This is a genomic window from Streptomyces sp. NPDC002926 (genome assembly GCF_053591755.1).
Window position 1 is genome coordinate 87,476 of sequence record NZ_JBSFUK010000010.1, and the last position, 17,105, is coordinate 104,580.

18 protein-coding genes are annotated in these 17,105 nt (G+C 71.5%); 11 read left to right on the forward strand and 7 right to left on the reverse strand.

What is annotated here, in order from left to right; translation table 11 throughout:
• The first annotated feature begins 5 nt into the window (after positions 1-5).
• Positions 6-992 (forward strand): UDP-glucose 4-epimerase GalE, encoded by a 987-nt coding sequence (galE, locus tag ACWDZ6_RS18265; protein ID WP_351453515.1) that lies wholly within the window; start codon positions 6-8, stop codon positions 990-992.
• Positions 989-2,095 (forward strand): galactokinase, encoded by a 1,107-nt coding sequence (gene galK / locus ACWDZ6_RS18270; RefSeq protein ID WP_451503677.1) that lies wholly within the window; start codon positions 989-991, stop codon positions 2,093-2,095. The genes galE and galK overlap by 4 nt, the downstream gene beginning before the upstream one ends.
• Before the next feature lie 12 nt (positions 2,096-2,107).
• Here galK and ACWDZ6_RS18275 read toward each other — a convergent pair whose 3' ends face one another.
• Positions 2,108-2,554 carry a GNAT family N-acetyltransferase gene (locus tag ACWDZ6_RS18275; protein WP_451503678.1) on the reverse strand — a complete coding sequence of 149 codons (447 nt, stop codon included), beginning with the start codon at positions 2,552-2,554 and terminating at the stop codon, positions 2,108-2,110.
• Between the two features lie 243 nt (positions 2,555-2,797).
• Between ACWDZ6_RS18275 and ACWDZ6_RS18280 the strand changes: the two genes are divergently transcribed.
• Positions 2,798-3,571 carry a response regulator transcription factor gene (locus ACWDZ6_RS18280; protein ID WP_351453517.1) on the forward strand — a complete coding sequence of 258 codons (774 nt, stop codon included), beginning with the start codon at positions 2,798-2,800 and terminating at the stop codon, positions 3,569-3,571.
• On the opposite strand, the gene tamR is transcribed toward ACWDZ6_RS18280, so the two are convergent.
• Positions 3,530-4,027 carry a MarR family transcriptional regulator TamR gene (gene tamR, locus ACWDZ6_RS18285; protein ID WP_324973496.1) on the reverse strand — a complete coding sequence of 166 codons (498 nt, stop codon included), beginning with the start codon at positions 4,025-4,027 and terminating at the stop codon, positions 3,530-3,532. The genes ACWDZ6_RS18280 and tamR overlap by 42 nt on opposite strands.
• A 131-nt stretch (positions 4,028-4,158) precedes the next feature.
• Between tamR and ACWDZ6_RS18290 the strand changes: the two genes are divergently transcribed.
• Entirely contained in the window at positions 4,159-4,980 is an 822-nt protein-coding gene (locus ACWDZ6_RS18290; protein WP_451503679.1) for a trans-aconitate 2-methyltransferase, read from the forward strand.
• Complete coding sequence (locus ACWDZ6_RS18295; RefSeq protein WP_451503680.1) at positions 4,980-5,339, forward strand: VOC family protein; 360 nt, start codon at positions 4,980-4,982, stop codon at positions 5,337-5,339. Before ACWDZ6_RS18290 ends, ACWDZ6_RS18295 begins: the two co-directional genes overlap by 1 nt.
• A 170-nt stretch (positions 5,340-5,509) precedes the next feature.
• On the opposite strand, the gene ACWDZ6_RS18300 is transcribed toward ACWDZ6_RS18295, so the two are convergent.
• Complete coding sequence (locus ACWDZ6_RS18300; RefSeq protein WP_326650448.1) at positions 5,510-5,833, reverse strand: hypothetical protein; 324 nt, start codon at positions 5,831-5,833, stop codon at positions 5,510-5,512.
• Positions 5,834-6,116: 283 nt separating this feature from the next.
• Between ACWDZ6_RS18300 and ACWDZ6_RS18305 the strand changes: the two genes are divergently transcribed.
• Genes ACWDZ6_RS18305 through ACWDZ6_RS18325 form a run of 5 tightly spaced genes read left to right on the forward strand, consistent with a single transcriptional unit; the run spans position 6,117 to position 10,819 of the window.
• Positions 6,117-6,665 carry an RNA polymerase sigma factor gene (locus tag ACWDZ6_RS18305; RefSeq protein ID WP_451503756.1) on the forward strand — a complete coding sequence of 183 codons (549 nt, stop codon included), beginning with the start codon at positions 6,117-6,119 and terminating at the stop codon, positions 6,663-6,665.
• Complete coding sequence (locus tag ACWDZ6_RS18310) at positions 6,662-7,591, forward strand: zf-HC2 domain-containing protein (protein ID WP_451503681.1); 930 nt, start codon at positions 6,662-6,664, stop codon at positions 7,589-7,591. Before ACWDZ6_RS18305 ends, ACWDZ6_RS18310 begins: the two co-directional genes overlap by 4 nt.
• Positions 7,592-7,608: 17 nt before the next feature.
• On the forward strand, positions 7,609-8,475 hold the full coding sequence (locus tag ACWDZ6_RS18315) for an ABC transporter ATP-binding protein (protein WP_351453396.1): 867 nt from the start codon (positions 7,609-7,611) through the stop codon (positions 8,473-8,475).
• Entirely contained in the window at positions 8,472-10,112 is a 1,641-nt protein-coding gene (locus ACWDZ6_RS18320; protein ID WP_451503682.1) for an ABC transporter permease, read from the forward strand. Before ACWDZ6_RS18315 ends, ACWDZ6_RS18320 begins: the two co-directional genes overlap by 4 nt.
• On the forward strand, positions 10,109-10,819 hold the full coding sequence (locus ACWDZ6_RS18325) for a hypothetical protein (RefSeq protein ID WP_451503683.1): 711 nt from the start codon (positions 10,109-10,111) through the stop codon (positions 10,817-10,819). Before ACWDZ6_RS18320 ends, ACWDZ6_RS18325 begins: the two co-directional genes overlap by 4 nt.
• 124 nt (positions 10,820-10,943) lie before the next feature.
• Here ACWDZ6_RS18325 and ACWDZ6_RS18330 read toward each other — a convergent pair whose 3' ends face one another.
• Together ACWDZ6_RS18330 and ACWDZ6_RS18335 are read right to left on the reverse strand one after the other, a co-directional pair.
• Complete coding sequence (locus tag ACWDZ6_RS18330) at positions 10,944-11,633, reverse strand: TetR/AcrR family transcriptional regulator (RefSeq protein WP_366731805.1); 690 nt, start codon at positions 11,631-11,633, stop codon at positions 10,944-10,946.
• Positions 11,630-12,613: an acyl-CoA desaturase gene (locus ACWDZ6_RS18335; protein ID WP_351453403.1), complete on the reverse strand. Its 984-nt coding sequence runs from the start codon at positions 12,611-12,613 to the stop codon at positions 11,630-11,632. The genes ACWDZ6_RS18330 and ACWDZ6_RS18335 overlap by 4 nt, the downstream gene beginning before the upstream one ends.
• Before the next feature lie 215 nt (positions 12,614-12,828).
• Between ACWDZ6_RS18335 and ppc the strand changes: the two genes are divergently transcribed.
• Positions 12,829-15,558, forward strand: a complete 2,730-nt coding sequence (gene ppc / locus ACWDZ6_RS18340) for a phosphoenolpyruvate carboxylase (protein WP_451503684.1) — start codon at positions 12,829-12,831, stop codon at positions 15,556-15,558.
• A 172-nt stretch (positions 15,559-15,730) separates the two neighbouring features.
• Here ppc and ACWDZ6_RS18345 read toward each other — a convergent pair whose 3' ends face one another.
• Together ACWDZ6_RS18345 and ACWDZ6_RS18350 are read right to left on the reverse strand one after the other, a co-directional pair.
• The gene (locus ACWDZ6_RS18345; RefSeq protein ID WP_451503685.1) at positions 15,731-16,402 is read right to left on the reverse strand and encodes an LPXTG cell wall anchor domain-containing protein; all 672 of its coding nucleotides are present in this window, start codon (positions 16,400-16,402) and stop codon (positions 15,731-15,733) included.
• Positions 16,403-16,575: 173 nt separating this feature from the next.
• The gene (locus ACWDZ6_RS18350; protein ID WP_451503686.1) at positions 16,576-17,022 is read right to left on the reverse strand and encodes a hypothetical protein; all 447 of its coding nucleotides are present in this window, start codon (positions 17,020-17,022) and stop codon (positions 16,576-16,578) included.
• Positions 17,023-17,105 lie beyond the last annotated feature (83 nt).

A 17,105-nucleotide genomic window follows, 5' to 3' on the forward strand; every position in this document is an offset into this window, starting at 1 on the left:
GCAGCATGCCGCAGAAGAAGTACCTGGTCACCGGCGGTGCGGGATACGTCGGCAGCGTGGTGGCGCAGCATCTGCTGGAGGCCGGCCACCGGGTGACCGTGCTCGACGACCTCTCGACCGGGTTCCTGGAGGGGGTTCCGGCGGACGCCGAGTTCATCGAGGGCCGGATCCAGGACGCGGCCAAGTGGCTGGATTCCTCGTACGACGCGGTGCTGCACTTCGCGGCCTTCTCGCAGGTAGGCGAGTCGGTGGTCAACCCCGAGAAGTACTGGACGAACAACGTCGGCGGGACCACGGCGCTGCTTGCCGCCATGCGGTACGCGGGTGTCCGCAAGCTGGTCTTCTCGTCCACCGCGGCGACGTACGGCGAGCCGGTCTCCACACTGATCACCGAGACCGACCCGACGGCTCCCACCAGTCCCTACGGCGCGTCCAAGCTCGCCGTCGACCACATGATCACGGGTGAGGCCGGGGCGCACGGCCTCGCGGCCGTGTCCCTTCGGTACTTCAATGTGGCGGGGGCGTACGGCCCGTCGGGAAACATCATGTGCGGCGAACGCCACGACCCCGAGTCGCATCTCATCCCGCTGGTGCTGCAGGTCGCCCTCGGCAAACGCGAATCCATCTCGGTGTTCGGCGACGACTACCCGACCCCGGACGGCACCTGTGTCCGCGACTACATCCATGTCGCCGACCTCGCCGAGGCGCATCTGCTCGCGCTGGACGCGGCGACCGCCGGCGAACACCTGATCTGCAACCTCGGCAACGGCAACGGCTTCTCGGTCCGAGAGGTCATCGAAACCGTACGCCGGGTCACCGGCCATCCGGTCCCGGAGGTCGTGGCCCCGCGCCGCGGCGGCGACCCGGCGGTGCTCGTCGCCTCGGCGGCCACCGCGCACAGACGCCTGGGCTGGCAGCCGAGCCGCGCGGACCTGGCGGGCATCGTGTCGGACGCCTGGGCCTTCGCCCGTGGGAGGGAGAACGCGTCATGAGGGACGGTGTGTGGGCGGCTCCCGGCCGGGTGAACCTGATCGGTGAACACACCGACTACAACGACGGTTTCGTGATGCCCTTCGCGCTGCCGCACACCACAGTCCTCACTGCGGCTCGCCGCGACGACGGCGTACTGCGACTGCACTCGGCGGATGCCGGGGGCGGACCGGTCGAGCTGCGCGTCGGCGACCTCGCGCCGGGGCGGGGCCCGGGCGGCTGGACCGACTACCCGGCGGGCGTCGTCTGGGCGCTGCGCGAGGCGGGCCACACGGCCGGCGGCGCGGATCTGCACTACGAGTCCACCGTTCCCACGGGCGCGGGCCTCTCCTCCTCCGCGGCGCTCGAGGTCGTCACGGCTCTCGCGCTGAACGATCTGTACGAACTGGGCCTGGAGCGGCGGCGGATGGCCCGGCTGTGCCGGCGTGCCGAGAACGTCTACGTCGGCGCGCCCACCGGGATCATGGACCAGACGGCCTCGGCGTGCTGCACGGCCGGACACGCGCTGCACCTGGACACCCGGGACCTGTCCCAGCGTCAGATCCCCTTCGATCCGGCGGCGCTGGGCCTGGAACTCCTGGTCGTCGACACGCGCGTCAAGCACGCCCACAGCGACGGCGAGTACGGCAAACGCCGCGCCGGCTGCGAGGCGGCGGCGGCGGCGCTCGGCGTTGCCGCGCTGCGGGACGTTCCGTACGAGGATCTGGCCCGGGCGCTGGACCGGCTGGACGATCCGCGGGTGCGCGCTCTGGTGCGGCATGTCGTGACCGAGGACCACCGGGTCGAGCGGGTGATCGGCCTCCTGCGGGCGGGCCAGGCGCGCGCCATGGGCCCGGTGCTGACGGAGGGGCATGCCTCGCTGCGGGACGACTTCCGGGTCTCCTGCCCGGAACTGGACCTGGTGGTCGGCACAGCGCTGGCGGCGGGCGCGCTGGGCGCGAGGATGACGGGCGGCGGCTTCGGCGGCTCGGCGATCGTCCTGACGGATGTGCCGACGACGCCGACGGTCACCAAGTCGGTCCTGGAGGCGTTCGCGTCCGCGGGCCACGCGGAACCGAGAATCTTCACGGCGACGCCCTCCCGGGGCGCCACGCGCCTGTCGTGAGCCGCCGGCCCGCTACGCCAGCCGCTTGGTGAGGATGAACTCCGTTGCCCCCGGGGGATAGTCCTCCACCCTGCCCACCACCGCGTACCCGCGTTTTCGGTAGAACTCCGGCGCCTGGAAGTCCCAGGTCTCCAGGCGTGCGTACAAGCACCCCCGGTCCTCCCTGGCCGTCCGTTCCGCCTCCTCCAGCAGCCGCGTGCCGAGGCCCGTGCCGCGGTGGGCGTCCGCGACCCAGAGCAGATCCACCTGGAGCCAGCGTCCCCAGGTGAGTGCCGTCAGCCCGCCCGCCGGCTCGGCCGTGCCCGGTTCCAGCGCCCAGACCTCCAGCGGCACTTCGTCATCGTGCGGTGTACCCCGCAGCGCCCGCATCGCCGGTGACCGTCGCGTGTTGCTGCTGTCCAGCCGGTCACCGAGCAGCATCCGCCGATCTTTGTCGACTTCTGTCTCAATACGAAACATGTGGCACACCCTAAACACCCTGGCCAGTCAGTTCTGCAAATAACCTTCCGCTCCGGCCACCCATCCGTACGCTGATGCTCAGTACCGGTGGGGGCCGGTGCTGATCAGGGGGCGAGACAGTCGGGTACGACGCCCGGGGCGGGGTAGCAGTCACTGCGCGGCGGCGGCCGCGCGACCGCTGGATTACCCCAATTCCCGGGCGGCGTACCCGCGCCGGTCCGTCTTCCGACACTGGGGGTGTCTGTGGTTCGTATCCGGGTCCTGGTGGTGGACGACCACCGCATCTTCGCCGAGTCACTCGCCGCCGCTCTCGCGGCCGAGCCGGATGTCGATGTCGCCGCGGCCGGCAGCGGCCCCGCCGCGCTGCGGTGCCTGGAGCGGGCGGCCGCCGACGGCCGCAGATTCGATGTGATGCTGGTCGACGCCGACCTCGGCGCCCTCGCGGTGCCGGGCGGCCGTGCCGTCGCCCGTGCCGTGTCCGACAACGGCGAGGAGGGTCTCGTCGACGGCATATCCCTGGTCGCCGGTGTTCGCTCCGGCCAGCCCGCCGTCCGTACGGTCGTGCTCGCCGAGAAGGACGACCCGCGCCGCGCCGCGCTCGCACTCCAGGCCGGAGCCTCCGGCTGGGTCGCCAAGGACTGCTCGCTGCAGCGGCTGCTCGCGGTGATTCGGGGGGTGCTGAGGGACGAGACCCACTTGCCCCCGGCCCTGCTCACCGGCGTACTGCGAGAGCTGACCGCGGCCCGCAAGCACCGCACCGACAGTGAGCGGCTCGTCGAGTCGCTCACGCCGCGCGAGCGTGAGGTACTGCGCTGCATGGTCGCGGGGCTGGGGCGCAAAGCAGTGGCCGAGCGCCTCTTCCTGTCCCCGCACACCGTCCGTACGCATATGCAGAACGTTCTGGGGAAGCTGGGCGTGCACTCCACGCTCGCCGCGGTCGCTCTCGCGCGCCGCGCCGGCGTCGGTCCGGTCGACCTAGCCGGGGACGTTGTCGAACGGGGCGGTCAACTGGCGTAGCAGCGCGGCCAGTTCAGCCCGCTGGGCCCGTGACAGTTCGGACAGGATCGCGCGCTCCTGTGCGAGCAGCCCGGCCAGTGCCTGGTCGGCGCGGTCCCGCCCCTCGGGTGTGAGGCGCACCAGCACACCGCGCCGGTCGCTGGGGTCGGGCAGCCGCTCGACCAGGTCCTTCTTGGCGAGCCGGTCGATGCGGTTGGTCATGGTGCCTGAGGTGACCAGGGTCTGGGTCAGCAGTTGTCCCGGCGAGAGCTGGTACGGAGCCCCCGCGCGCCGCAGCGAGGTGAGTACGTCGAACTCCCACGGCTCCAGATTGTGCTCGGAGAAGGCGAGCCGGCGGGCCCGGTCGAGATGGCGGGCGAGCCGGGAGACGCGGCTGAGTACCTCGAGCGGTTCCACGTCGAGGTCGGGGCGCTCACGGCGCCATGCTGCGACCAGTCGATCGACCTCGTCCTCCATGTCGATCAGTGTAGAGGGTCTGTCGACGTGAAGTCTCTTGACATCAAGATATATTCGGGCGCAGGCTTGGGCATGGTCGGGCCGCAACCTCGTTCCGCTTCGGCACACCGTTCCTGCAAGGGGGCTCGAACATGCATTCCGCACCAACCTGGGATCCGCATCAGTACCTGCGCTACGCCGGGCACAGAACGCGCCCATTCGTGGATCTTCTCGCCCGAATACCCCGGCTGCCCAATGGCGACCGGCCCGCCCGGATAGCCGACATCGGCTGCGGCCCCGGCAATGTCACCGCGCTCATCGCCGACCGCTGGCCCACCGCCCACATCACCGGTTTCGACCTCTCTCCGGAGATGCTCGCGATCGCGGAGAAGGAGCACGCGGGCACCACATCCGGCGGCGGCTGGATGGACTTCCGGCCCGCCGATGCCGCGCACTGGACGCCCGACGAACCGTACGACCTGATCGTCTCCAACGCGGCACTGCAGTGGGTGCCGAACCATCCCGAGTGCTTCCCGGTCTGGATCGAGGGCCTCGCTCCCGGCGGCACCTTCGCCTTGCAGGTCCCCGGCAACTTCACCTCCCCCAGCCACGCCCTCCTCGGCGAGCTCTGCGACACCCCGCAGTGGCGCGCCCGGCTCGGCGACCGCGGGCGGCGCTTCGTCCATGTCCTGGATCCCGCCGACTACCTCGGCCGTCTGGTGGATCTCGGCTGCGAGACGGACGCCTGGGAGACCACGTATCTCCAACTCCTCGCCGGGGAGGATCCGGTGCTGGACTGGGTGAAGGGTACGGCGCTGCGCCCGGTCCTCACCGAGTTCGGCGACGATACCGCGGCCGCCGCCGAGTTCCTGGGCCAGTACCGCGACCTGCTCCGCAAGGCCTACCCCCCGGGTCCGCACGGCACGGTGTTCCCGTTCCGCCGGATCTTCGCCGTCGCACGGAAGAGGTACTGATGCTCGCCGCCGTCGACCACGTCCAACTGGCCGCGCCGCCCGGCTCGGAGGACGCTCTGCGTGCCTACTACGCCGATGTCCTGGGTATGACGGAAATTCCCAAGCCTCCGGTACTGGCGGCCCGCGGCGGCTGCTGGTTCCAGCAGGGTCCCATCCAGCTCCATCTCGGCATCGAGGCGGACTTCCGGGCGGCCAGGAAGGCACACCCCGGACTGCGGGTCACCGGCATCGGGGCGTACGCGGCGCGGCTGGAGGAGCGCGGCGCGAAGGTGGTCTGGGACGATGGCCTCCCCGGCCACCGTCGTTTCTACTCCGAGGACCCGGTGGGCAACCGGCTGGAGTTCCTGGAGCCGGTGTAGCGGCGGGTATGCGCGGACCGACGCGCACCACGGACGGCGAGGGGTTTTCCCTGGAGTAGGGCTTCAGGGAAGGCCCCTCGCCTTGGTGCGGTGCGACGTCAGCCGCTCAGAACGACTGCATCAGCCGCCGGACGGAGGCAGCCGGACCAATCGCTGGACAGCCGGCCGGATCAGCAGCCGCCGAGGCCCGCGAAGCGCGCGGTGATGGCCACGGTCTCGGAGTGCCAGTGGCCCGGCGCGTAGGTCTCACAGGGGCCGTCGGTGTGCCGGTCCCACTTGAAGTAGTAGCGGTACGTCCCACGGCTGCAGTTGTTGGTCACCCGCGTCGTCGTGGTGGCCCAGCTCGACGTGTTCTTGATGGTGATGCACGACGGGACAGCGGTGGCCTGGGCGGGCGCCGCGGCCGCCGGGGCCACGCCCATCACGCCGGCGATCGCTCCGGTGGCCATGAGGACGGCGGCAGGGCGCGCCAGTGACTTGAGGCTCTTGGGCATGCGGAATTTCCCCTCTTCTTCGGGTTGGTCGGACCCGCTCTCGGGTTGGTCGGGCCCGAGCGATGGCGAAGGTACGTCTGTTGCGAGGGGGGAAGAAAGAGTTCCGAATGGCCTTTGCGCAGTTCTATGGCCAATGGTCGAAAAGCGGCCTGTGGAACGGCGGGTAAATGGCCTGTACAGAGCAGTGGTTGGCTGAATGCTGGTGGGGGGCAGGGGCCGGAAATAACCTCCGACTTCCGTGAACCGATCCGCCCCGCCCGTCCGATGAGGGGATGTGGCGTACGTGGAGGGGCAGCAACCCAGTGACGGGGAACTGCTGCGCGCAGTGGAGGACGGCGACAGCCGTGCCTTCGAGCTGCTCTACCGGCGCTACGAGCCGTGGTTGGTCACCCGGCTCCAGTACCGCTGTCCTGATCCCGGCATTGTCGACGAGGTCGTACAGGAGACCTTCCTCGCCGTGTGGCGGGGCACCGCGCGCTACCGCGAGGAGCCGGGCGCGGACGCGGCCGGCTGGCTGTGGCGCATCGGATCCCGTCGGCTCGTCGACATCCAGCGGGGGCACGGCGCACGGCAGCGGCTGACCCGGGCACTCGGCCGGTTCCGGCACCAGGAACAGCCTTCCGCCGAGGACGAGGTGCTGCACGGCATCCCGCACGGCGAACTCGCGCACGCCCTGGAGAAGTTGCCGGCGGAACTCAAGGCGGTGCTGGTGGCCACTGTGGTCGACGGCCTCACCACCGCCGAGGCCGCGAAAGTGCTGCGGATTCCGGCAGGCACCGTCAAGACCCGTGCGATGAGGGCACGCCAGCGGCTCCGGAAGGAGCTGGCATGAGCGGATCGGAAGAGGACATGAGGGGCGCAGGAGAGGAGCAGGCGATGACTTCCCCGTGGGACACCGGAAGCCGGGGGAGCACAGGATGTTCCCTGCCGCACGGCGGCGTACACCTCCCGGACGCCCTGCTGCGCGACTACACCGCCGGGGAGCTCGGCCCGCCCGCTCTCGCCGGCTCCGAAGGGCATCTGGCGCGGTGCGCGCACTGCCGGGCACGGCTCGCCGCGTACGCCGACACCTCGCGCACCGAGGCCGGCTGGGCACGGCTGTCCATCGCCAAGGACGTGCCCCGGCCGGGGCCCGCGGAGCGTGCGCTGCACCGGCTGCGGGTACCCGGCCACACGGCACGGCTGATCACCGCGACACCCGCACTGCGCCGCTCCTGGCTCACGGCAGCCGTGGTCACGCTGCTGCTCGCCCTGGTCGTGGCCAGGCTGGGGCACGCGGCCTCCGCCTCGCTGCCGTTCTTCGTGGTGGCGCCCGCGCTGCCGGTGATCGGAGTCGCCCTCTCCTTCGGCCCCCGCAGCGACCCGATGTACGAGATCACCCTGGTCACCCCTGTGTACGGACTGCGGCTGCTGATGCTGCGCACGGTCGCCGTGGTCATCACGGCCATGGTCCCCACCGCGGCCGCGGCGGTGGCGCTGCCCGGGCCCGCCCTGGAGACGCTCGGCTGGCTGCTGCCCTCCCTCGCGCTGACCTCGATCACGCTGGCGCTGTCGGCGCGCATCGACCCCACCGCGGCGGCCGGCGTCGTCGGCGGGGCCTGGACGCTCTGCCTGCTGGCGGCTTTCGGGCCCGTACAGGACGCGCTGCTCAGTGCCACCGGACAGCTGTCCGCGGCCGGAGTGCTCGCCGCCGCCACCGTCTCCATCACCCTGACCCGCACCCGGTACGACCGGGACACCCAGCACGCACGCGCGTGAACCGGAAGGACATCCCGATGACCCCAGCCGCGGTCACCGTCCGCGAACTCGAAGTGAACTACCGGAGCTTCAGGGCACTGGCCGGGGTGTCCTTCACCCTGGGGCCCGGCGTGACCGGGCTCCTGGGCCCGAACGGCGCCGGCAAGACGACCCTGCTGCGGACGCTCGCCACCGCGGCGCTGCCCGACGGCGGCGACATCTCGGTGCTCGGCATGGACCCGCGGACGCCCGAGGGGCGGCTCGGGATCCGGCGCCGCCTCGGCTATCTGCCGCAGGACCCCGGCTTCCACCCGGCCTTCACCGCCTTCGAGTTCGTCGACTACGTCGCCATCCTCAAGGAGCTGACCGACCGCGCCGCCAGGCACCGCGAAGTCCTGCGCGTGCTCGACGCGGTCGGGCTGCCGGGCCGGCGCGGCAAGAAGATCAAGCAGCTCTCCGGCGGTATGCGCCAGCGGGTAGCGCTGGCCGCCGCCCTCGTCGGCGACCCCGAATTCCTCATCCTGGACGAGCCGACCGTCGGTCTCGACCCCGAACAGCGGCTGCGGTTCCGGGAACTGATCGCCGACCTCGGCGACGGCCGCACCGTACTGCTGTCCACCCACCAGACCGAGGACGTCGCCGCGCTCTGCCGCCGCGTCGTGGTACTGGACCACGGAACCGTGAAGTTCGACGGCGAGCCGCCGGCGCTCGCGGCCGTAGCCGCGGGCCGCGTATGGAGCAGCGCCGAACGGGACCCGCGGGCCCTCGCCGGATGGCGCACCGGAGTCGGAACCGTGCGGAACATCGGCACCGCCCCCTCCGGCGCTCCCCTCCTCGAACCCACGCTGGAGGACGGCTACCTGCTGCTCCTCGACGCCACCGCCCAGAAGGAGCACGCGGCATGACCGTCGTCGGCGATGCCCGCCGTGGCCACGCGGACTCGGCCGCGGTCCCGGCCGGGCGGACCGGGCCGCGCGGCGCGGTCCTCGCGCTGGCCCGCGTGGAAGCGCTGCGCCTGCTGCGCCACCCGGCGATGCTCGGCGCCCTGGCCGGCTATCTCGCGCTGTGGGGCTACGCCCTGGCGACCGGGGACGCGGCGAACCGCTACCCGGTCCTGCAGGACAGCTCCCGCTACATCCAGCTGCCTACTCTGCTGCTCGCCGCCGGCACGCTGCTCGCCGCCGACTTCGGTGTGCTGCGGGCTGTCCGCCACGGCGTGGAGCCCGTGTACGAGGTGCTGGTCGTCGGCGCCCGCGGCCGCAGCCTCGCCCATCTGCTGGCGGTGCTCCCCGCCGCCCTGCTCTGCGCGGGCCTCAGCCTCGCCAGGATCAGCCACCTCGCCGCCAAGCCGGGAGCCGTCGGTACCGTCCAGTGGCTCGAGGTGGCGACCGGCCCCGCCGTGGTGCTCCTCGCCGGGGTCCTCGGGGTGCTGCTCGCGCGCCTGTTCCCGACTCCCGCCGCGGCCTCGCTCGCACTGGCCCTGCTCGCGGTGTTCACCTTCATCGCCGCTGTCCAGAACACCGCGGGCTGGCGCTGGCTTGCCGTCGTCGCCATCGAGGACGAGTTCGCCCAGCCGCTGCCGTCGGCGCTGGTCGGCAGGCCGGCCGGGCTGCATCTGCTGTGGCTGACCGGCCTGACCGCGCTGCTCGCCGCGTGCGCCCTGCTGCGGGGCCGGCCCGGCGCGGCGCCACAGCCGCCGCGCCGCGGCACCCGGCCGCTCTGGGCTGTGGCCGCCGTCGCCGCGGTCGTGGCCGTGGTCGCGGGCGCGCTGCAGATGCGGCCGCTGCCGGACAGCGTCGTACGGGCCAGGGCCGACATCACCGAGCACCCGGCCGCCCGCCAGCAGTGCGCGACCAGGGGGAGCGTCACCTACTGCGCCTTCCCCGAGTTCAAGGGGCGGGTGACCGAGTGGGACGGCGTGGTGCGCGGCGTTCTCGCCCGTACACCGGACGCCGTGGCCGACGCCCGCTACGCCGTACGTCAGCGGATCTTCCGGGACGGCATCGAGGCGCATGCCAACAGGCCGCTGCCGTACGCCGCCTGGGACACCGACGACCGCAGGGAAGGGACGCCGGGCGCCGTTCCCGTCGGCACCTGGTGGAGCGCGGGCAATGCGGGACAGGACGCGGAGAGCGACGCGGTGGCCGAGTTCTCGGCGCTGTTCGCCTACCGCGTGGTGACGGGCAGGCTGCCGCGGGAAGAGCGCGGGACCACGGTCTGCGGAGCCCGCGCCGTACTGACCCTGTGGCTCGCCGGGCAGGCCACCGGCGATTCCGGGGCCGCCCTCAAGGATCTTGTCGGCCGCACGACAGGAGGACTGAGCCTGCTGGTCCTCGAATCGGCCAGCGGACTCGACTTCGACGCCAGGGAACGGGAGTTCGCGCTGAAGCTGCTGGACGAGCCGTCCGACCGGCTCGGTGAGCGGGTGAAGGCGTCGTGGCGCGAACTGACCGCGGCCGGGACCACCACCGACCGTGCCGCCGAGCTCCTCGGAGTACGCGCGCCCGCACAGGTTCCGGCCGGCGAGCGGGCCTGCGCATGAGCACCCGAAGGCTGTGGCCGCTGCTCCTGCCGTACGCCCTGCGCTCCGCCCGCACGCTGCCGCTGCTGATCGCCGTGACGGCCGCGGTGCTGCTGCTGGGCGTCCCGGCCCTGGTCTCCGGCGGTATGCGGCTCATCGACGTCGTCCTGCTGATCCGTTCCGCGGCCGTGCTGATCGCGGTGGGCGCGGCATTCCTGCTGGACGACCCGGCCGCCCGTACGACGGAAGTGGTGCCGACTCCGCGCTGGGTGGTGCACGGGCTGCGGATCTTCGTCGCGCTGCTCGGGGCGGCCGCAGGCTGGGCGGCGGTGCTGCTCCTGGGTGCCATGGCGGTCAATCCGGACGAGCGGCCGCTGCTCCCGCAGCCCGGCCTCACCCTGGAGGCGGCGGCACTGCTGGCGATGGTGATCGCGCTCGCCGCCCTCGGGTTCAGGCTCAGCGCGGGCAACGGCACCGGCGCGGGCACCGGCGGCGGTGCGCTGGCGGCGCCGGGCGTGGTGATGTGCGTGATCGTCTCGGTGCTGCTGCCCCTGCCGGAGGCCCTGGATCCGTTCGCCCAGCCGCTGTCGGCGGGCTGGGATCCGTCGCGCCGCGTCTGGGCCCTGGTGCTGTGTGTCGCGGTGGTCGCGGCGGTGGCCCTGTGCCGCGAGACGGCCCCCGGGCAGCGCGCCCTCGGCCTGCGCGCCCTCGGGCGTCGCGGCGGCTGACGCCGCCTGTGCCCCTGCTCCGGGGCCGAGCCGGAGCAGGCGCGGCTGAGTCTCGGCGCGGCTGAGGTCGGCGCTGCTGAGCACGGCGCGGCTCAGTTTCGGCGCGGCTCAGTTTCGGCGCGGCTCAGTTCTTGCGGTGCCCTATCAACCGCGGCTTCGCCTCGAGGCTGCCCAGACCGTGCCAGGCCAGATTCACCAGATGCGCCGCGACCTCCGCCTTCTTCGGCCGGCGGGCGTCCACCCACCACTGGCCCGTCAGCGCGACCATGCCGACAAGCGCCTGCGCATAGAGAGGCGCGAGCTTCGGATCGAACCCGCGGGCCTTGAATTCCAGACCCAGAATGTCCTCGACCTGGGTCGCGATATCGCTGATCAGCGACGCGAACGTACCGGTCGACTGAGCGACCGGGGAATCGCGCACCAGGATGCGGAAACCGTCCGTGTACGTCTCGATGTAGTCGAGCAGCGCGAAGGCGGCCTGTTCCAGCAGCTCGCGCGGGTGCCCCGCGGTCAGCGCGCTCGTCACCATGTCCAGCAGCTGGCGCATCTCGCGGTCCACCACGACGGCGTACAGACCCTCCTTGCCGCCGAAGTGCTCGTACACCACCGGCTTGGAGACGCCGGCCTTCGCGGCGATCTCCTCGACCGAGGTGCCCTCGAAGCCCTTCTCGGCGAAGAGGGTACGGCCGATGTCCAACAGCTGTTCCCGGCGTTCCGCCCCCGTCATGCGGACGCGGCGGGCGCGCCGACTCCCCGAGGGCCGGTTCTTGTCCGTACTGCTGGTACCGCCGTCGATCGCCACGTGGTCAATCATGCCGCCTCGGCGGAGTCGTTCTGGCGTCGGGCGTCGATACGTGACGCATCCGGCCAGCGCACGTCGTACGCCCAGCCCAGCTGCTCGAACCAGCGGATCAGCCGGGCGCTGGAGTCGATCTGGCCGCGCAGCACGCCGTGGCGCGCGCTCGTCGGCTCGGCGTGGTGCAGGTTGTGCCAGGACTCTCCGCAGGACAGCACCGCCAGCCACCACACGTTGCCCGAGCGGTCGCGGGACTTGAAGGGGCGCTTGCCGACCGCGTGGCAGATGGAGTTGATCGACCAGGTGACGTGGTGGAGCAGGCAGACACGGACCAGGGAACCCCAGAAGAAGGCCGTGAACGCACCCCACCAGGACATCGTGACCAGGCCGCCGACCAGGGGCGGGATCGCGAGGGAGAGGATCGTCCAGTAGAGGAAGTCGCGCGAGATGCGACGGAGCGCGGGGTCCTTGATCAGATCCGGCGCGTACTTGTGCTGGGGCGTGCGCTCCTCGTCGAACATCCAGGCGATGTGCGCCCACCACAGGCCCTTCATCAGCGCCGGCACGGTCTCTCCGAAGCGCCACGGCGAGTGCGGGTCGCCCTCGGCGTCGGAGAACTTGTGGTGCTTGCGGTGGTCCGCCACCCAGCGGACCAGCGGGCCCTCGACCGCCAGCGAACCCATGACCGCGAGAGCGATCCGGAGAGGACGCTTCGCCTTGAAGGAGCCGTGGGTGAAATAACGGTGGAAGCCGATCGTGATGCCGTGGCAGCCGATGTAGTACATCGCCACCAGCAGGCCGATATCGAGCCAGCTCACACCCCAGCCCCAGGCCAGTGGCACAGCGGCGAGCAGCGCGACAAAGGGCACCGTGATGAACAGCAGCAGGGCGATCTGCTCGAGCGACCGCTTTTTGTCCCCGCCCAGCGTGGCGAAGGGGAGGTCGTCGGCTGCCGACGGCTTGGGGGCGTCGTCCAGCAGATCCGGGCTTGTGGCCATGGGGGTCCCCTGTGGGGTGAGAGGTGGGGGCGGAAGAGTGAGGCTACGGGTGCGTAACCTACGCCATCGTAAGTATGGCAGGGTGCGGCCCGTCGGCAAGAGACCTGTGGATAACGTCAGGGAAATGGACACCTATCCTGGGTGTCGTCGGACAGCGCGGTCCGCAGCCTCCAGACCCCTCCAGACGTGCTCAAACACTGCAAGGAGCCGCACCTGTGAGCAGTGCCGACCAGACCCCCACCGCCAGCGCCGAGCTGCGTGCCGACATCCGCCGACTGGGCGATCTGCTGGGCGAGACTCTCGTCCGGCAGGAGGGCCCCGAGCTCCTCGAGCTCGTCGAGCGGGTCCGCGCCCTGACGCGCAGCGACGGTGAGGCCGCAGCCGAGCTGCTCGGCGACACCGACCTCGAGACCGCGGCCAAGCTGGTGCGCGCCTTCTCCATCTACTTCCATCTGGCCAATGTCACCGAGCAGGTGCACCGCGGCCATGAGATGCGCGAGCGGCGCGCCGCCGAGGGCGGGCTGCTGTCCCGTACCGCGGACATGCTCAAGGACGCCGACCCCGAACACCTGCGCGAGACCGTCAGGAATCTGAACGTCCGGCCCGTGTTCACCGCGCACCCGACCGAGGCGGCGCGGCGTTCCGTACTGAACAAGCTGCGCCGTATCGCCGAGCTGCTCGAGACCCCGGTCATCGCCGCCGACCGGCGCCGGCACGATCTGCGGCTGGCCGAGAACATCGACCTCATCTGGCAGACCGACGAGTTGCGTGTGGTGCGGCCCGAGCCGGCCGACGAGGCGCGCAACGCCATCTACTACCTCGACGAGCTGCACTCGGGCGCCGTCGGCGACGTCCTGGAGGACCTGGCCGCCGAGCTGGAGCGGGTCGGCGTCGAACTGCCCGCGGGCACCAGGCCGTTGACCTTCGGCACCTGGATCGGCGGCGACCGCGACGGCAACCCCAATGTCACCCCCGCGGTGACCTGGGAGGTGCTGATCCTCCAGCACGAGCACGGCATCACGGACGCGATCGTGGTCATCGACCATCTGCGCGGGCTGCTCTCCAACTCCATCCGCTACGCGGGCGCGACGGAGGAGCTGCTGACGTCGCTGCAGACGGATCTGGAGCGGCTGCCCGAGATCAGCCCCCGCTACAAGCGGCTCAACGCCGAGGAGCCGTACCGCCTCAAGGCCACCTGTATCCGGCAGAAGCTCGTCAACACCCGCGAGCGGCTCGCCAAGGGCACGCCCCACGAGGCGGGCCGCGACTACCTCGGCACCGCCGAGCTGCTGCACGACCTCACCCTGATCCAGACGTCGCTGCGCGCACACCGCGGCGGCCTCTTCGCCGACGGCGGGCTGGACCGTACGATCCGCACCCTCGCGGCCTTCGGGCTGCAGCTCGCGACGATGGACGTACGCGAGCACGCCGACGCACACCACCACACGCTCGGGCAGCTCTTCGACCGGCTCGGCGAGGAGTCCTGGCGGTACGCCGACATGCCGCGCGACTACCGGCAGAAGCTGCTGGCGAAGGAACTGCGCTCGCGGCGGCCGCTGGCCCCGACGCCCGCGCCGCTGGATGCCGCAGGCGAGAAGACCCTGGGGGTCTTCCACACCGTCAGGGAAGCCTTCGAGCGCTTCGGGCCGGAGGTCATCGAGTCGTACATCATCTCGATGTGCCAGGGCGCTGACGACGTCTTCGCGGCGGCGGTGCTGGCGCGCGAGGCCGGTCTGATCGATCTGCACGCGGGCTGGGCCAAGATCGGCATCGTGCCGCTGCTCGAGACGACGGACGAGCTGAAGGCCGCGGACGTCATCCTCGACGCCATGCTCGCCGACCCCTCCTACCGCCGGCTCGTCTCGCTCAGGGGCGACGTCCAGGAGGTCATGCTCGGGTACTCCGACTCCTCCAAGTTCGGCGGCATCACGACGTCGCAGTGGGAGATCCACCGGGCGCAGCGTCGGCTGCGCGATGTGGCGCACCGGTACGGCGTACGGCTGCGGCTCTTCCACGGCCGCGGCGGCACCGTCGGCCGCGGCGGCGGCCCGTCCCACGACGCGATCCTCGCCCAGCCGTGGGGCACGCTCGAGGGCGAGATCAAGGTGACCGAGCAGGGCGAGGTCATCTCCGACAAGTATCTGATCCCGTCGCTGGCCAGGGAGAACCTGGAGCTGACGGTCGCGGCCACGCTGCAGGCCTCGGCGCTGCACACGGCGCCGCGCCAGTCCGACGAGGCGCTGGCGCACTGGGACGCGGCGATGGACACGGTGTCGGATGCCGCGCACGCGGCGTACCGGCGTCTGGTCGAGGACCCGGACCTGCCCGCGTACTTCTTCGCGGCCACCCCGGTGGACCAGCTGGCCGACCTCCACCTGGGCTCGCGCCCGTCCCGCCGGCCGGACTCGGGCGCGGGTCTCGACGGCCTCCGCGCCATCCCGTGGGTCTTCGGCTGGACGCAGTCGCGGCAGATCGTGCCGGGCTGGTTCGGCGTCGGGTCGGGGCTGAAGGCACTGCGCGAGGCGGGCCTGGACACGGTCCTGGACGAGATGCACGAGCAGTGGCACTTCTTCCGCAACTTCCTCGCCAATGTCGAGATGACACTGGCGAAGACCGATCTGCGGATCGCCCGCCACTACGTCGACACGCTCGTGCCCGAGCATCTGAAGCATGTCTTCGCCACGATCGAGGCGGAGCACGCGCTGACGGTACGGGAGGTCCTGCGGATCACGGGCGGCGAGCGGCTGCTCGACTCCAACCCCGCGCTGCAGCAGACGTTCGGCATCCGGGACGCTTACCTGGACCCGATCTCCTACCTCCAGGTCTCGCTGCTGGCCCGCCAGCGCGCGTCGGCGGAGCGCGGCGAGGAGCCGGACCCGCTGCTGGCCAGGGCGCTGCTCCTGACGGTGAACGGTGTGGCGGCGGGCCTGCGCAATACGGGCTGACGCCCGAGGTCCGACGTGTGACGGCTGCCCCGCGCCATCCGGCGCGGGGCAGCCGTCACGCCTGGGGGTTGCGCCCCGCACCGGCTGCCGGACAAGGCGCCGGTCCGGGGCGCGCGGTGTCCCCGCCGGAGTTCCGGCGGGGACACCTTTCTCCGTGCTTCTCAGGGCTTTCTCAGTGCCGCTGGGCAGAGCGGCGACGGGCCAGCAGATAGCCGCCGCCCGCGACCAGCGCGGCCGCGAGCGCCGCGAGCATGCCGACGGGCGCGCCGTTGCCGGTCGCGGCGAGGTCGCCGGAGGTGCCGTCGGCGCTCGGGGCCGTGCTCGGCTTCGAGCCGCCTGCTGCGGTCGCGGCCGGCGTGGACGGCTGCTCGCCCGGCTGCTCGCCCGGCTTGTCGCTCGCCGTGGCGCCCGGCTTGTCGTCCGGCTTCGAGTCCTTGCCTGCGCAGTCGGTCCAGAAGACCTTGTGCTTGGCCCGGCCGTGCTCGCCGTCGAAGTTCCAGAACAGCTTGTAGTGGCCGTCGGGCAGGCCCAGATCCGTGGACCTGCCGTGGCCGTCGCCGTCGAGTGTCAGTGAACCGGACTGGACCGTCGTGCCCTTGACGTCGGCGGTCGGGGCCCAGGCCTCGATGTGCCAGTCGACCTGCTGACCGGCGTCGAACCCGAAGGCGTCGAGATAGAAGGAGCAGACGTGCGGCTCGTTCTTGCGGAGTTCGTCACCGGTCTTGGCATCGTGGATTTTCACGGTGCCGTTGTCGCCGGGAGGGGTGGCCAGCGCGGAAGGAGCAGTCAGCAGCGAGAGCGCCGCTGCCGCCACCAGTGCGCCGGAGGACGTGAGAGTGCGCATGGGCAGTCCAACGTGAGAGAGGACGGATGCCGTGGGGGGCGGCTCAGCGTCCTGTGAACACGCGAGCCGGTCAAGATACCTCGTGACGCATCCGTCCCAAGCGCTGCCACTTGTCCCAATAGTCCCGGATAACGATCAGGTGAATGTGACGTTCCGGTACGGCGTCGGGGCCTTCAGAGGGTGAAGAACGCGCCCACCAGCAGCGCGCCGCCCGCCGCCGCCGTGACCCAGGCCAGGCGCGTCAGCCGGAGTCCGCCGCCGATCACCAGGCCGGCCAGGACCAGCGAGCCGCCGAGCGGCAGCCAGGCGTACAGGGCGCCCGCCGTACCCGTCCGTACCGCCTCGTTCGTGCCGGGCTTCACCACGACCGCGAGCTTCGCGCCCTTGCGCACGGCGACCGACTTGTCGATGGTCACATGGGAGCGGGGAGCGGCCGTGTCGTCGGGCTCGTACGGGCCCGTGCAGGTCTCCTCCCCGCAGCTGGCGATCTTCAGGGTGCCGTGTTCACGGCCCTTGGCCAGCAGTACGTGCTGGGCCGTGCCCCAGGACGACCAGACGCCGGCGGCAAGCAGCAGCGCGGCGACACAGGACATGGCGGCCCGCCGGCCGTAAAGGAGCATGCGAGCCCCGGCGCTTCGGGAGTGTCCCCTGGAAGTGAGGTGCATGGGCGGCGATCCTTGGCCATGCAAGCGCGCCGGGTCAA

Coding starts and splice junctions, on each gene's coding strand:
- galE (WP_351453515.1), top strand. CDS start 6: ATGCCGCAGAAGAAGTACCTGGTCACCGGCGGTGCGGGATACGTCGGC.
- galK (WP_451503677.1), top strand. CDS start 989: ATGAGGGACGGTGTGTGGGCGGCTCCCGGCCGGGTGAACCTGATCGGT.
- ACWDZ6_RS18275 (WP_451503678.1), bottom strand. CDS start 2,554: ATGTTTCGTATTGAGACAGAAGTCGACAAAGATCGGCGGATGCTGCTC.
- tamR (WP_324973496.1), bottom strand. CDS start 4,027: ATGGAGGACGAGGTCGATCGACTGGTCGCAGCATGGCGCCGTGAGCGC.
- ACWDZ6_RS18290 (WP_451503679.1), top strand. CDS start 4,159: ATGCATTCCGCACCAACCTGGGATCCGCATCAGTACCTGCGCTACGCC.
- ACWDZ6_RS18295 (WP_451503680.1), top strand. CDS start 4,980: ATGCTCGCCGCCGTCGACCACGTCCAACTGGCCGCGCCGCCCGGCTCG.
- ACWDZ6_RS18300 (WP_326650448.1), bottom strand. CDS start 5,833: ATGCCCAAGAGCCTCAAGTCACTGGCGCGCCCTGCCGCCGTCCTCATG.
- ACWDZ6_RS18310 (WP_451503681.1), top strand. CDS start 6,662: ATGAGCGGATCGGAAGAGGACATGAGGGGCGCAGGAGAGGAGCAGGCG.
- ACWDZ6_RS18315 (WP_351453396.1), top strand. CDS start 7,609: ATGACCCCAGCCGCGGTCACCGTCCGCGAACTCGAAGTGAACTACCGG.
- ACWDZ6_RS18320 (WP_451503682.1), top strand. CDS start 8,472: ATGACCGTCGTCGGCGATGCCCGCCGTGGCCACGCGGACTCGGCCGCG.
- ACWDZ6_RS18325 (WP_451503683.1), top strand. CDS start 10,109: ATGAGCACCCGAAGGCTGTGGCCGCTGCTCCTGCCGTACGCCCTGCGC.
- ACWDZ6_RS18330 (WP_366731805.1), bottom strand. CDS start 11,633: ATGATTGACCACGTGGCGATCGACGGCGGTACCAGCAGTACGGACAAG.
- ACWDZ6_RS18335 (WP_351453403.1), bottom strand. CDS start 12,613: ATGGCCACAAGCCCGGATCTGCTGGACGACGCCCCCAAGCCGTCGGCA.
- ACWDZ6_RS18345 (WP_451503685.1), bottom strand. CDS start 16,402: ATGCGCACTCTCACGTCCTCCGGCGCACTGGTGGCGGCAGCGGCGCTC.
- ACWDZ6_RS18350 (WP_451503686.1), bottom strand. CDS start 17,022: ATGCTCCTTTACGGCCGGCGGGCCGCCATGTCCTGTGTCGCCGCGCTG.